This is a genomic window from Pseudomonas sp. microsymbiont 2 (genome assembly GCF_054788395.1).
In genome coordinates this window covers 4,626,158-4,639,991 of record NZ_CM139112.1, presented here as the reverse complement: position 1 = coordinate 4,639,991, position 13,834 = coordinate 4,626,158, and the positions used below count along the sequence as shown (strand labels likewise).

Sequence of the window (13,834 nt, the reverse complement as noted above, 5' to 3'; positions counted from 1 at the left end):
GTAATCAATCATGCAGTGTGTATGTAAAGGAGAGAGCGCATGGTCCGACGCACCCGCGCCGAGATGGAGCAGACGCGAGCCACGCTGCTGGCCATGGCGCGCAAGGTATTCAGTGAGCAGGGCTACGCCAATACCTCGATGGATGACCTGACAGCCCGAGCGGGTTTGACACGGGGCGCGCTCTACCATCATTTCGGTGACAAGCAGGGCTTGTTGGCGGCGGTGGTGGCGCAGATAGACGGCGAGGTAGACGAGCGCCTGAACCGCATCACCGTTACCGCCGAGGATGCCTGGGAAGGTTTCCAGCGCCGTTGTCGCACTTACCTCGAGATGGCCGTGGAGCCGGATATGCAACGCATCGTGCTGCGTGATGCCCGGGCGGTGCTGGGCGCTGCCTCGCACGCCTCGCACCAGCAGTGCCTGGCGACCATGCAGCGGCTGGTGCGGCAGTTGGTCGAGGGGGGCGTGATGACCCAGGCCGATCCGCGGGCATTGGCGGCATTGATCTATGGCAGCCTGGCCGAGGCCGCGCAGTGGATCGCGCAGGGAGAGGATAGCGAGGCGCGCCTGGAACAGGGGCTTGAAGCCCTGAGGCTACTGTTGCGCGGGTTGTTGGCCCACAGGTGATGACCGATCCTGACGCGGCCCCGACACGATTGTTCACAGACGTCCTGCCGATTCTTGTCCACACTGCGTTTCTTCGGCTTTGTACAAGGACGCTGTGCCATGGCGCTTCATGCAGCAGTGGTGGGTGGCGGCATTCTCGGTGCCTCGATTGCCTGGCATCTCGCCCGTCGGGGGGCCAGGGTCACCGTGTTCGAGCGCGAGCGTGCCATGGGCCAGGGCGTCACCGGCCAATCCTACGGCTGGGTTGGCACGGGTAGCCGCCTGCCTTCCGAGCATCCCGCCCGGTTCGCACTCGAGCAGCAGGCGCTCGGCGAGTTCGCTCGTCTGGCACAGGCCCTTGGGCCATTGCCGGTGGCTGCGCAGGGCGCCTTGATCTGGCTCGACAGTGACCAGCAAACCCAGCGCATGCTCGCCGAGCAGCAGGCCGCTGGCGTGAGCATGGCGGAGGTCGGACGCAAGCAGATCCAGCAACTGGAACCGGCCCTGGTACGGCCGCCGGAGCTGGCGCTCTGGGCGCCTGAAGAGTTTGCCGTGGAACCGGACCAGTTGGCCCACCGCCTGCTGGCCGCCGCGCAAGCGGATGGCGCACGCTTGCTGGCCGGCTGTGAGGTTTCGGGTCTTGTACTCAATGGGCATCGGGTCTGCGGCGTGCGTACCCTGGGTGGCGTCATCCAGGCTGACGTGGTGGTGCTGGCCAACGCGATGGGCGCCCAGGCATTGGTCGGCCCGCTGGATGTGCAACTGCCTCTTTACGAAGAACCGGCGGTGTTGCTGCGCTTCGATGCCCGATCCGTATCACTGCGTCATCTGCTTTATGGCCAGTCCCTTGAACTGCGCCCGACGCTGGCTGGTGGCTTGTTGTCTGCCGCCGATTTTCCTGGGCATGACAAGCTGCAAGCCCTGGGCCGGGCCAGCCTGGCGGCGGTTCGCCAATCACTGCACCCGGACTGCGCGGTGACGTTGCGTTCGCTGCATGCCGTGCAACGACCCAAGACAACCGATGGCTGGCCGTTACGTCGGTTTCTGCCAGGCTTCGAGGGGCTGTTTGTCGCTGTCGCCCATCCAGGCGTCATTCTGGCGCCGCTGCTGGGCCGGCAGACCGCTGAAGACATACTTGCAGTGCAGTCGGCATGATTTGCTGCCGGCGATCCTGGCGAACCAGTGGGAGCCGTGCGCATAGGGCTCGGATGGATAATGGAGGCGTTGCGCCGCTGGCCGTCCTGCGACAAGACTTCACTTAATATTTCGCAAATGCAGGTGTATCGTATTCGCCCTTCATCGCCAGCCCCGCTGGCAGCTTGATCGCGCTGAAACGAGGTACCCGCACTGATGTCCTTTACCCGTCGACAAATGCTCAAGGGCCTGACCGGCCTGGTGGTGGTAGGTCTAGGCGCCGGAGGCGCGGCGCGCTACTGGCTGGGCAAGGTCGAGGACGACAACGCCGGGCACGACTACGAACTGATCGCCGCGCCCCTGGATGTTGAGTTGGTGCCAGGCTTCAAGACCGAAGCCTGGGCCTTCGGCCCGTCGGCGCCGGGCACCGAGCTGCGGGTGCGCCAAGGCACCTGGCTGCGGGTGCGCTTCATCAACCGCCTGCCGGTGGAGACCACCATTCACTGGCATGGCATTCGCCTGCCGCTGGAGATGGACGGGGTGCCGTACGTCTCGCAGCTGCCGGTCAAGCCGGGTGAGTACTTCGACTACAAGTTCCGCGTGCCGGATGCCGGCAGCTACTGGTACCACCCGCATGTGAGCAGCTCCGAGGAGCTGGGGCGCGGCCTGGTCGGGCCGCTGATCGTCGAGGAGCGCGAGCCGACCGGCTTCAGGCACGAGCGTACGCTGAGCCTGAAGAACTGGCACGTGGACGAGCAGGGCGCCTGGATGCCCTTCAGCATCCCCCGCGAGGCTGCCCGCAACGGCACCGCGGGGCGCCTGATCACCATCAATGGCCAACCTGAGTCGGTCACCGAACTGCCGGCGGGGCAGGTCGTGCGGGTGCGCCTGCTGAACCTGGACAACACCTGGACCTACCGGTTGAACCTCAAGGGCAACTGCGAGGCGATGATCTACGCCCTCGACGGCAATCCGGTCACTCCGCGTCCGCTGGACGACGAGTACTGGCTCGGCCCGGGCATGCGCATCTGCCTGGCGATCCGCATTCCCGAGGCCGGCGAAGAGATCTCCCTGCGCGACGGCTTCGTGCGCCTGGGTACCCTGCGCTCGGTGGCCAGCAGCGAAGCGCCTGGCGACTGGCCCAAGGCGCTGCCGCCCAATCCGGTGGCCGAACCGGACCTGGAGAACGCCGAGAAGCTCAACTTCAATTTCGAATGGGTCGGCAAGGTCTCGGTGAACACCGAGAACGGCAAGCCGCCGAGCCTGTGGCAGATCAACGGCCAGGCCTGGGACATCACCGACAAGACCTGCGCCGACCGGCCGATCGCCACGCTGCACAAGGGCAAGAGCTATATCTTCGAGCTGAAGAACATGACCCAGTACCAGCACCCGATCCACCTGCACGGCATGAGTTTCAAGGTGATCGCCTCGAATCGGCGCAAGATTGTCGAGCCGTGGTTCACCGACACCTACCTGCTGGGCAAGAACGAGCGGGCGCAGGTGGCGCTGGTGGCGGACAACCCCGGCACCTGGATGTTCCACTGCCACGTCATCGACCACATGGAAACCGGCCTGATGGCCGCGATCGCGGTGGTCTGATGCGACCGCAGATCATCGATCGCAGCCGCGACCAGGAATTCATGCGCCTGGCCCTGGAGCTGGCGGCGCAGGGCGCGGCTCTGGGCGAAGTGCCGGTGGGCGCGGTGCTGGTGCAGCATGGCCAGGTGATCGGCCAGGGCTTCAATCGGCCAATCATCGACAGCGACCCCAGCGCCCATGCCGAAATGGTGGCGATCCGCGCCGCGGCCAAGTCCGCCAGCAACTACCGATTGCCGGGCAGCACGCTGTACGTGACCCTGGAGCCGTGCAGCATGTGCGCGGGGTTGATCGTGCATTCGCGGGTGGCACGGGTGGTCTACGGGGCGCTGGAGCCCAAGGCGGGGATCGTGCAGAGCCAGGGGCAGTTCTTCAGCCAGGGGTTCCTCAACCATCGGGTGATGTTCGAGGGTGGGGTGCTGGCAGAGGAGTGCGGAACGATCTTGAGTGAGTTCTTCAAGGCGCGGCGGGCGAAAGGTCAATGATCGATCGCGGGGCAAGCCCGCTCCCACGGATATCGTGGGAGCGGGCTTGCCCCGCGATGGCATCACATCGGCGCCGGCTGCTCCGCCGGCTTGTCCTTGTTCACCGCCGGCACATGCAGGTTGCCCTCGGCCACCTGGCCTTCGAGCTGCGGCTGCGTCACCCAGGTGAGGATGTCGTAGTAGCGGCGGATGTTGGCCACGAAGTGCACCGGCTCGCCGCCGCGGGCATAACCGTACTTGGTCTTGCTGTACCACTGCTTCTGCGACAGGCGCGGCAGCATCTTCTTCACGTCCAGCCACTTGTTCGGGTTCAGGCCTTCGCGCTTGGCCAGGGTGCGGGCGTCTTCCAGGTGGCCGCTGCCGACGTTGTAGGCCGCTAGGGCGAACCAGGTGCGGTCCGGTTCCTTGATGCTGTCGTCGAGTTGGTCCTTGACCAGCATGAAGTACTTGGCGCCGCCCTGGATGCTTTGCTTGGGATCCAGGCGGTTGGACACGCCCATGGCCTGGGCGGTGCGCTGGGTGAGCATCATCAGGCCGCGCACGCCGGTCTTGGAGGTGACCTCCGGCTGCCACATCGACTCCTGGTAGCCGATCGCGGCGAGCAGGCGCCAGTCGACCTGCTCGACCTTGGAGCTGGTCTTGAAGTGCTTTTCGTACTTGGGCAGGCGCTGCTGCAGGTGCTGGGCGAAGGTGTAGGCACCGACGTAGCCGAGGACATCGACGTGGCCGTAGTAACGGTCCTTCAGGCGCTGCAGGGTGCCGTTCTTCTGCGACTTGTCGAGAAACTCGTTGATCTCGTTGAGCAGGCTGTTGTCTTCGCCGGCAGCCACCGCCCAGCGCTGGTCGCGGGTGTCGCCCAGGTCGAAGGCCACGCGCACGTTGGGGAAGTACACCTGGTTCATCGCCAGTTCGTTGGAGTCGACCAGGGTCAGGTCGATCTGGCCCTCGTCGACCATGCGCAGCAGGTCGACCACTTCGACGGCGTCGGACTCCTCGTACTCCAGCCCCGGGTTCTGCTTTTTCAGCTCGGCGAGCTGGTCGGCGTGGCTGCTGCCCTTGAGCACCATGATCTTCTTGCCCACCAGGCCCTTGACGCTGGTCGGCCGCGAGCGGCCATTGCGGTAGATGACCTGCGGGGTCACTTCAAGGTAGGGGTGGGAGAACTTCGCCTGGGCGGCGCGGCGTTCGCTGCTGACCAGGCCGGCGGCGGCCAGCACCGGGCCGGAGGGCTTGCCCAGCTGGTCGAACAGCTCGTCGAGGTTGTCGGCGGTCTCGATCTCGAGCTTCACGCCCAGGTCGTCGGCGAAGCGCTTGACCAGTTCGTACTCGAAGCCGGTTTCGCCGTTGCGGTCCTGGAAGTAGGTGGCCGGGCTGTTGCGGGTAATTACGCGCAATACGCCATCCTCCTTGACGCGTTCGAGGGTGCTGGGTTTTTCAACGCAGGCACCGAGCATCAGGAAGAGTCCGGTTGCGAGGAGCCATCTGGCGCATCGCTGGCGCAAAGCAGTGTGGGCGAACATAGGGTGCAGTATACGCAAAGGACCGGCGGCGCCATATCTCGACAATGGTTGGCAGGTCTGTTAGCGGGTTTTGTGCAGAAGCGGCTCGATTCCTTTGTAGGAGCGGCCTTGTGTCGCGATGGGCTGCGTCAGCGGCCCCCAAGGGTTTTCCCAGCACAGCAGTGAATTTGGGGCTGCTGCGCAGCCCATCGCGACACAAGGCCGCTCCTACAGAGACTGTGTGAAGTCGATGGTTTTTCTGACCCCTGGGTCCGGTTCCACCGCCCGGCAGCATTGGCTTTGAGCGGGTGCCGAAAGCCTGCGAATTAGGCTAGAATGCACGGCCTCTAAGCACACCCCTTCCTGAGGCTGTCCCGACGATGTTGATCCTGCGCGGCGCTCCTGCCCTTTCTGCCTTTCGCCACGGTAAATTACTCGAGCAACTGAGCCAGAAAGTCCCCGCTGTTACTGGTTTGTATGCCGAATTCGCCCACTTCGCCGACGTCGACGGCGAGCTGACCGCCGACCAGCAGCAGGTGCTGGGCCGTCTGCTCAAGTACGGCCCGAGCGTGCCGGTGCAGGAGCCAGCCGGCCGCCTGTTCCTGGTCGTGCCGCGCCTGGGCACCATCTCGCCCTGGGCATCCAAGGCCAGCGACATCGCCCACAACTGCGGCTTGCAGTCGATCCAGCGCCTGGAGCGCGGCATCGCCTACTACGTCGCCGGTAACATTTCCGATGCCGACGCCCAGGTGCTTGCCGCCGAGCTGCACGACCGCATGACCCAGCGCGTGCTGGCCAAGCTGGAAGACGCCGCCGACCTGTTCAGCCACGCCCAGCCCAAGCCGATGACCTCGGTGGACATCCTCGCCGGTGGCCGCGCCGCCCTGGCGCAAGCCAACATCGACCTGGGCCTGGCCCTGGCCGAGGACGAGATCGACTACCTGGTCAACGCCTTCCAGGGGCTCAAGCGCAACCCGAACGACATCGAACTGATGATGTTCGCCCAGGCCAACTCCGAACACTGCCGCCACAAGATCTTCAACGCCAGCTGGGACATCGACGGCCAGGCGCAGGAGAAGAGCCTGTTCGGCATGATCAAGAACACCTACCAGATGCACAGCGAAGGTGTGCTGTCTGCGTACAAGGACAACGCCTCGGTGATCGTCGGCAGCGTCGCCGGCCGCTTCTTCCCGAACCCTGAGACCCGCCAGTACGGCGCGGTACAGGAGCCGGTGCACATCCTGATGAAGGTCGAGACCCACAACCACCCGACCGCCATCGCCCCGTTCTCCGGCGCCTCCACCGGCTCCGGCGGCGAGATCCGCGACGAAGGCGCCACCGGCCGTGGCGCCAAGCCCAAGGCCGGCCTGACCGGCTTCACCGTGTCCAACCTGCGTATTCCGGGCTTCGAGCAGCCATGGGAGAAGCCGTACGGCAAGCCTGAGCGCATCGTCGACGCCCTCGACATCATGATCGAAGGCCCACTGGGCGGCGCCGCGTTCAACAACGAATTCGGCCGTCCGGCGCTGACCGGCTACTTCCGTACCTTCGAGCAGGGCATCAACACCCCGCACGGTGAAGAAGTCCGTGGCTACCACAAGCCGATCATGCTTGCCGGCGGCATGGGCAACATCCGTGAAGACCACGTGCAGAAGGGCGAGATCACCGTCGGCGCCAAGCTGATCGTGCTCGGCGGCCCGGCCATGCTGATCGGCCTGGGCGGCGGCGCCGCCTCGTCGGTGGCCACCGGTGCCAGCTCCGCCGACCTGGATTTCGCCTCGGTACAGCGCGAAAACCCGGAAATGGAACGCCGTTGCCAGGAGGTCATCGACCGCTGCTGGCAGCTGGGCGACAAGAACCCGATCGCCTTCATCCACGACGTCGGCGCCGGCGGCATCTCCAACGCCTTCCCGGAGCTGGTCAACGACGGTGGCCGCGGTGGCCGCTTCGAACTGCGCAACGTGCCCAACGACGAGCCGGGCATGGCCCCGCACGAGATCTGGTCCAACGAGTCGCAGGAGCGCTACGTGCTGGCGGTCAGCGCCGAGGACTTCGAGCGCTTCCAGGCCATCTGCGAGCGTGAGCGCTGCCCGTTCGCGGTGGTGGGCGAGGCCACCGAGGAGAAGCACCTCACCGTCACCGACAGTCACTTCGACAACACCCCGGTGGACATGCCGCTGGACGTGCTGCTGGGCAAGCCGCCGCGCATGCACCGTTCGGTCACCCGCGAAGCGGAGCTGGGCGATGAGTTCGACCCGAGCACCCTGGAGCTCAAGGATTCGGTCGAGCGCGTCCTGCGTCACCCGGCCGTGGCCAGCAAGAGCTTCCTGATCACCATCGGCGACCGCACCATCACCGGCCTCGTGGCTCGCGACCAGATGGTCGGCCCGTGGCAGGTTCCGGTAGCCGACTGCGCCGTCACCGCCACCAGCTTCGACGTCTACACCGGTGAAGCCATGGCCATGGGTGAGCGCACGCCGCTGGCCCTGCTCGACGCCCCGGCGTCCGGGCGCATGGCGATCGGCGAGACCCTGACCAACCTGGCCGCCTCGCGTATCGAGAAGCTGTCCGACATCAAGCTGTCGGCCAACTGGATGTCCGCCGCTGGCCACCCGGGTGAAGACGCCCGTCTGTACGACACCGTCAAGGCTGTCGGCATGGAGCTGTGCCCTGAGCTGGGCATCACCATTCCGGTCGGCAAAGACTCGATGTCGATGAAGACCCAGTGGAGCGAAGCGGGCGTCGAGAAGAGCGTTACCTCGCCGATGTCGCTGATCATCACCGGCTTCGCCCCGGTCACCGACATCCGCAAGACCCTGACCCCGCAACTGCGCATGGACAAGGGCGAAACCGACCTGATCCTGATCGACCTGGGCCGTGGCAAGAACCGCATGGGCGCCTCGATCCTGGCACAGACCCACGGCAAGCTGGCCGCCCAGGCGCCGGACGTCGATGACGCCGAGGACCTCAAGGCGTTCTTCGCCGTGATCCAGGGCCTGAACGAAGATGGCCACCTGTTGGCCTACCACGACCGCTCCGACGGTGGCCTGATGACCACCGTGCTGGAAATGGCCTTTGCCGGCCACTGCGGTCTCGAGCTGGAACTGGGTAACCTGACCAGCAAGCGCGAGAAAGTCGCGGCCATCCTCTTCAACGAAGAGCTGGGCGCGGTAATCCAGGTCCGTCAGGACGCCACCCCGGATGTGCTGGCGCAGTTCAGCGCCGCAGGCCTGGGTGAGGATTGCGTCGCCGTGATCGGCCAGCCGATCAACAACGGTGAAGTCCTGATCAACTTCGAAGGCGAAGAGCTGTTCAAGGGCGACCGTCGCCTGCTGCAGCGCCAGTGGGCCGAGACCAGCTACCAGGTCCAGCGCCTGCGCGACAACGCCGACTGCGCCGACCAGGAGTTCGACGCCCTGCTGGAAGAAGACAATCCGGGCCTGTCGGTCAAGCTGGGCTACGACGTCAATGAAGACATCGCCGCGCCGTACATCAAGAAAGGTGTGCGTCCGCAAGTGGCGATCCTGCGCGAGCAGGGCGTCAACGGTCAGGTCGAAATGGCCGCTGCCTTCGACCGCGCCGGCTTCGCCGCTGTCGATGTGCACATGAGCGACATCCTCTCTGGCCGTGTCGACTTCGAAGCGTTCAAGGGCCTGGTGGCTTGCGGTGGCTTCTCCTACGGCGATGTGCTGGGTGCCGGTGAAGGCTGGGCCAAGTCGGCGCTGTTCAACGCCCGTGCCCGCGACGCCTTCCAGGCCTTCTTCGAGCGCACCGACAGCTTCGCCCTGGGCGTGTGCAACGGTTGCCAGATGATGTCCAACCTGCACGAGCTGATCCCGGGCACCGAGTACTGGCCGCACTTCGTGCGCAACCGCTCGGAGCAGTTCGAGGCGCGCGTGGCCATGGTCGAGGTGCAGAAGTCCAACTCGATCTTCCTGCAGGGCATGGCGGGTTCGCGGATGCCGATCGCCATCGCCCACGGCGAAGGCCATGCCGAATTCGCCAGCGAAGAAGCGCTGCTGGAAGCCGACCTGTCCGGTTGCGTGGCCCTGCGCTACGTCGACAACCATGGCAAGGTCACCGAAGCCTACCCGGCCAACCCGAACGGCTCGCCGCGTGGCATCACCGGCCTGACCAGCCGCGACGGCCGCGTGACCATCATGATGCCGCACCCGGAGCGGATGTTCCGCGCCGTGCAGAACTCCTGGCGCCCGGATGAGTGGCAGGAAGACGCGGCCCTGATGCGCATGTTCCGCAATGCGCGGGTGTGGGTGAACTAAGGGTGTACAAGCTCGCCTTCTTCGTCCCCGACAGCCATGTCGAGGTGGTCAAGGCCGCCGTGTTCGCCGCCGGTGGCGGACGCATCGGCGACTATGACCACTGCGCCTGGCAAACACGCGGCCAGGGCCAGTTCCGTCCCTTGGATGGCAGCCAGCCGTACCTCGGGCAGACCGGCCAGGTCGAGGTGGTCGAGGAGTGGAAGGTGGAGCTGGTGGTGGCTGATGCGCTGATCGCCCAGGCGGTCGCCGCGCTCAAGCACAGCCACCCCTACCAGACACCGGCATACGAGGTCTGGCAACTGCTGGATCTGTGAACCCGATCGGGGCCGCGCAGCGGCCCCGATTTCATTGTGGTCAACGGAACGGGAAGAGCGTGCGGAAGCTTTCGCTGGTTTTCACCGGGGTATAGTTGCCGTTCGCAGCCAAGGCCCGTATCGTCTCGTGCGCTTTTGCCATGTACTCGTCACGCAGCCGTTCGAATTCGCTGGCGTATTTGCCAGCTTCGATTTGCGTTTGGTGAGTGCTCGCCCATTCGGCGACGATCGCATCCTGCCAGTCGCAGTCGTTGGGATGACACAGGAAGTTCACTGCAAGGTCCGCGGGCGGATAGCTGACCTCGTCGTTCCAGTGTGCCTGCATATGAGCACCTACCTGGCGAACCGCCTCGCGCGCCAGCAGCATGGCTAGCGTGTGGAACGGATGGGTGTCGTGATCCTTGGCCAGTTGTGAATGGGTAGGATCGACGCCTGGAGAGGTGTTGGGGTCGTCGCCCATGCTGGTTTGCAGGTCATCCACCAGATCTCCCAGTTTCACCAGCAACGACTGGAAAACGCGGTTGCAATAGTGGCCGACCAGTCGCAATGGCAGGGTCAGGGCCCAGAACCCGAGGTGCGCGAAGCGCAACAGTGGGTTGTCGGCGATCCGGTCACGCATGGCCAGCATGTTCTCCAGCGATTTCAGCCACATCGGGTTTTCCTGCTCGCGCAGCAGGATCAGCATCATCTGCTCGGCATCGCTGCGGTAACCTGCCCTGAGCGGTTCGAAGAGCAGGGGGTTGGCGGGAAACAGCATCTTGCTCAGCGGCTCGGCGATGCTGGCGAGAATGTCCAGGCCGCTGAACAGGCCGGTCACGACAGGGTAGTCGTGTTGACAGGGAACCTGCGTGGTCCACGGCAGCACGTCTTCGTACCCCAGCTTGCGCAGGCTCAGTTCGACAAAGTTGGAGTGGGCGAAATAATCCTCCAGCACGTGCAGGGCCTCGCCGAACAAACGCATGCCTTCCGGGGTTCGACCTGCCGTGGCAGCCTGGTAGATCCTGCTGTTCATGTACCTCGCCGGGCCGTCTATGTAGGCTTTCATCGAGGTGCTGTAGTAGACCTCGTTATCAGGGTCGTCGGGCAGTACCAGCGGCTCGAAATCCTCGTCGATCGTTTTCGGGTCGACGGGGTCGTTCTCGAGGTTGGTAGGGTTGTCGATATGCTCCGATGCGCGATAGACCCCAAGCAGTGCCTGGGTCACCCGGTAAGCCTCACGTCCACTTTCGGAGAGTTGCAGGCTGTTGAACGCCTTGAGCGCAAGCATGTCGACCACCTGGGTCAGTGCCTCCCTCGAGAGTTTCGCGGGGAACTGCTTGGGGGCGTGCTCCGGGCGAACCAGCTTGGGATCGATCAGTTGCGAGTGGTCACGTATCCAGTTGCCGAAGTAGATGGCTTTGCATTCCTGGTGGGAGAAGCCGACCTCGCTCAGTACCTCTTCCACCGATTCATGGCCGCCGTCTCCGGCACCGAATCGAGGTTCGATGGACAATTGCCATGCGTCTTCGGGCAAGAGTTCATCTACTGCTGGCGCCTCGCTCGCATCGAGTAGCAACGCCGCGTCGTGCTCGTCGCTGGTGTAATGGGCAAACACCGTCCCATCCCTGGTCTGGTCGTCGCAGAATGCCATCAGGCTGGCATAGCGTGAGCCGATGCTGCGCAGCTCCTGTGCTTGCGGCCTGGGCCAGTCGCTGTCGTCCGATGCGTAGAGGTCCGCCAGATACTGGCCGAAGGTACCGAGCAAGGCCATAAGCAGGTTCGGCGTGGAGCTTGGGGTGGTCAGTGCCAGTTCGATTTTTTCCGGGTTGACGACGATCACCCGGTGTTCGTCGTCGTAGCGGGCATTGTCCTGACCGCGATCCTCTACCACATAGCCGGGGTTGCTGATGTCGCCCGCCAGAAGATCTGCACGCAAGCGCAGGAACATCTCACTGGGCACTTGCGAACCGAAGATCGGCATGAACATCAGCACGAAATCCAGCTCTTCCATGTTCCTGGCGAAAGCGCATAACTGCTCCAGCGCGAAATCGCTGGTGAAGACCGGAGCATCGTTCAAGTGGTTCATGGCGTGTGTCCTCTCTGGTTGTTCGAGAGGAGCAGCCTGACGTTGCGGGTGCGGTAGCAGAATATGGAACGAATGCCTCGCGGCGAAGCAAGACCCGTCTTGCTTCTCATCGTCATGATTCCGTGGGCACGCTACGGCGCCTTCCCACGCGCAGTCGAGCGCAGCGATTACATCGCCTGCTCGTGAGCCCTGTCAGGTCTGCAGCGCCACGTTCAGCGCCTGCGCCCGTGGTCCCATCAGCAGGTGCCAGACGCCATCGGCCTGTGGGCTGATCCCCTGGCAGCCCAGCGCCATGAGGTGTTCCTGGCTGGCCTTGGCGGGATCTTTGAACTGAACCCGTACCCGGCTCAGTGCCACGCACTCGACCTTGAGCAGGTTGTCGCGTCCGCCGAGGGCCTGCAACCAACCGTCTGCCGGCAGTGGCTCGATGCTGTCGACTGTTGCGCCGACGTCGGCAGGCGTGGCTGCCAGGCCATGCGTCAGCTCGCCACGGATCTCGTCCGCCAACGCGTCGGCCATCGGGCCGACCACCACTTGCAGGCTGCCGCCACTGCCAGGACGCACCACGGCCATGGCCCCGAGCTTTTTCAGCGCTTCGTCCTGGGCCTGCGAGCGATCGGCCAGTACCAGGCGCAGGCGTGTGGTGCAGGCATCGACACCCAGCAGGTTGGCCGCGCCACCCAGGGCGTCGATATAGCGACGACCCCGGGGCGCTTCGGCGTTGTTGGCCTGCTCCGTGGGCTGCTCCTCGCGGCCCGGCGTCTTCAGGTCGAAGCGGCGAATACAGAAGTCGAACACGAAGTAGTAGAGCAGGCCATACAGCACACCGACCGGGAACACCAGCCAGCCGTTGCTCGAGCGGCCCCAGCCCAGGGCCATGTCGATGGCGCCGCCGGAGAAGGTGAAGCCCAGGCGGATGCCCAGCAGGTCGCAGATCGCCATGGACAAGCCGGTCAGCACCGCGTGGATCAGGTACAAAAGCGGTGCGAGGAACATGAAGGCGAACTCGATCGGCTCGGTCACCCCGGTCAGCGCCGAGGTCAGCGCCATCGACAGCAGCACCCCGCCGATCAGCTTGCGCCGCGCCGGCAGGGCGTGGCGATACATGGCCAGGCACGCGGCGGGCAGGCCGAAGATCATCATCGGGAACATGCCGGCCATGAACTGCCCGGCGTTGGGATCGCCGGCGAAGTAGCGCGCCAGATCGCCGGTCACCACCTGGCCACTGGCCGCCTGGAAGCTGCCGAAGACGAACCACACCAGGTTGTTGAGGATATGGTGCAGGCCGGTGATGATCAGCAGCCGGTTGAGCACGCCGAAGAAGAACGCGCCGATGCTGCCGCTCTCCAGCATCAGTTGGCCGAGCGCGTTGATGCCGTGCTGGATCGGTGGCCAGATCAGGCCGAACAGCAGCCCGAGGATCACCGCCGAAAGTCCGGTGGCGATCGGCACGAAGCGCCGGCCGCCGAAGAACGCCAGGTAGTCCGGCAGCTGGATGTCCTTGAAACGGTTGTACAGGCCGCCGCCGAGCAGGCCGCAGATGATGCCGGCGAGCATGCCCATGTCGATCTTCGGATCGATCACCTTCAGCGTCGCCACCAGCACCAGGTAGCCGATGGCGCCGGCCAGGCCCGCGGTGCCGTTGTTGTCGCGGGCGAAGCCCACGGCGATGCCGACCGCGAAGATCAGCGCCAGGTTGGCGAAGATCGCTTGCCCGGCGTCATGCACCAGGGCGATGTCGAGCAGGTCGGTGTCGCCCAGGCGCAGCAACAGGCCGGCGATGGGCAGGATGGCGATGGGCAGCATCAAGGCGCGGCCGAGCCGCTGCAGGCCCTGGATGAAGTGCTGGTACATG

General features: G+C 64.8%; 9 protein-coding genes. 6 read left to right on the top strand and 3 right to left on the bottom strand.

The features are described 5' to 3' along the window. Positions 1–39: 39 nt before the first annotated feature. The 4 genes from ACYUME_RS20950 to tadA all read left to right on the top strand — a co-directional run bounded on the left by ACYUME_RS20950 (position 40) and on the right by tadA (position 3,821). Positions 40–627 (top strand): TetR/AcrR family transcriptional regulator, encoded by a 588-nt coding sequence (locus tag ACYUME_RS20950; RefSeq protein ID WP_279881655.1) that lies wholly within the window; start codon positions 40–42, stop codon positions 625–627. A gap of 99 nt (positions 628–726) precedes the next feature. Beyond that, entirely contained in the window at positions 727–1,761 is a 1,035-nt protein-coding gene (locus ACYUME_RS20945) for an NAD(P)/FAD-dependent oxidoreductase (RefSeq protein WP_460416668.1), read from the top strand. Between the two features lie 195 nt (positions 1,762–1,956). Next, positions 1,957–3,339 (top strand): multicopper oxidase family protein, encoded by a 1,383-nt coding sequence (locus ACYUME_RS20940; protein ID WP_460416666.1) that lies wholly within the window; start codon positions 1,957–1,959, stop codon positions 3,337–3,339. Beyond that, positions 3,339–3,821: a tRNA adenosine(34) deaminase TadA gene (tadA, locus tag ACYUME_RS20935; RefSeq protein WP_460416664.1), complete on the top strand. Its 483-nt coding sequence runs from the start codon at positions 3,339–3,341 to the stop codon at positions 3,819–3,821. The genes ACYUME_RS20940 and tadA overlap by 1 nt, the downstream gene beginning before the upstream one ends. 62 nt (positions 3,822–3,883) lie before the next feature. On the opposite strand, the gene mltF is transcribed toward tadA, so the two are convergent. Beyond that, on the bottom strand, positions 3,884–5,341 hold the full coding sequence (mltF, locus tag ACYUME_RS20930) for a membrane-bound lytic murein transglycosylase MltF (protein WP_460416662.1): 1,458 nt from the start codon (positions 5,339–5,341) through the stop codon (positions 3,884–3,886). 359 nt (positions 5,342–5,700) lie between these two features. Between mltF and purL the strand changes: the two genes are divergently transcribed. Together purL and ACYUME_RS20920 are read left to right on the top strand one after the other, a co-directional pair. Next, positions 5,701–9,600 carry a phosphoribosylformylglycinamidine synthase gene (gene purL / locus ACYUME_RS20925; protein ID WP_460416660.1) on the top strand — a complete coding sequence of 1,300 codons (3,900 nt, stop codon included), beginning with the start codon at positions 5,701–5,703 and terminating at the stop codon, positions 9,598–9,600. Positions 9,601–9,602: 2 nt separating this feature from the next. Further along, on the top strand, positions 9,603–9,914 hold the full coding sequence (locus tag ACYUME_RS20920; protein ID WP_460416658.1) for an NGG1p interacting factor NIF3: 312 nt from the start codon (positions 9,603–9,605) through the stop codon (positions 9,912–9,914). A 40-nt stretch (positions 9,915–9,954) separates the two neighbouring features. Here ACYUME_RS20920 and ACYUME_RS20915 read toward each other — a convergent pair whose 3' ends face one another. Both ACYUME_RS20915 and nagE read right to left on the bottom strand, forming a co-directional pair. Next, positions 9,955–11,970, bottom strand: coding sequence for an HET-C-related protein (locus tag ACYUME_RS20915; protein ID WP_460416656.1), 2,016 nt, complete (start codon positions 11,968–11,970; stop codon positions 9,955–9,957). Between the two features lie 201 nt (positions 11,971–12,171). After that, the gene (gene nagE / locus ACYUME_RS20910) at positions 12,172–13,833 is read right to left on the bottom strand and encodes an N-acetylglucosamine-specific PTS transporter subunit IIBC (protein WP_460416654.1); all 1,662 of its coding nucleotides are present in this window, start codon (positions 13,831–13,833) and stop codon (positions 12,172–12,174) included. Position 13,834: the final 1 nt, after the last annotated feature.

Bases quoted from the DNA above. Each gene is read 5' to 3' on its own strand.
- mltF (WP_460416662.1), bottom strand. From the start codon at position 5,341: ATGTTCGCCCACACTGCTTTGCGCCAGCGATGCGCCAGATGGCTCCTC.
- ACYUME_RS20950 (WP_279881655.1), top strand. From the start codon at position 40: ATGGTCCGACGCACCCGCGCCGAGATGGAGCAGACGCGAGCCACGCTG.
- purL (WP_460416660.1), top strand. From the start codon at position 5,701: ATGTTGATCCTGCGCGGCGCTCCTGCCCTTTCTGCCTTTCGCCACGGT.
- ACYUME_RS20940 (WP_460416666.1), top strand. From the start codon at position 1,957: ATGTCCTTTACCCGTCGACAAATGCTCAAGGGCCTGACCGGCCTGGTG.
- nagE (WP_460416654.1), bottom strand. From the start codon at position 13,833: ATGTACCAGCACTTCATCCAGGGCCTGCAGCGGCTCGGCCGCGCCTTG.
- ACYUME_RS20945 (WP_460416668.1), top strand. From the start codon at position 727: ATGGCGCTTCATGCAGCAGTGGTGGGTGGCGGCATTCTCGGTGCCTCG.
- tadA (WP_460416664.1), top strand. From the start codon at position 3,339: ATGCGACCGCAGATCATCGATCGCAGCCGCGACCAGGAATTCATGCGC.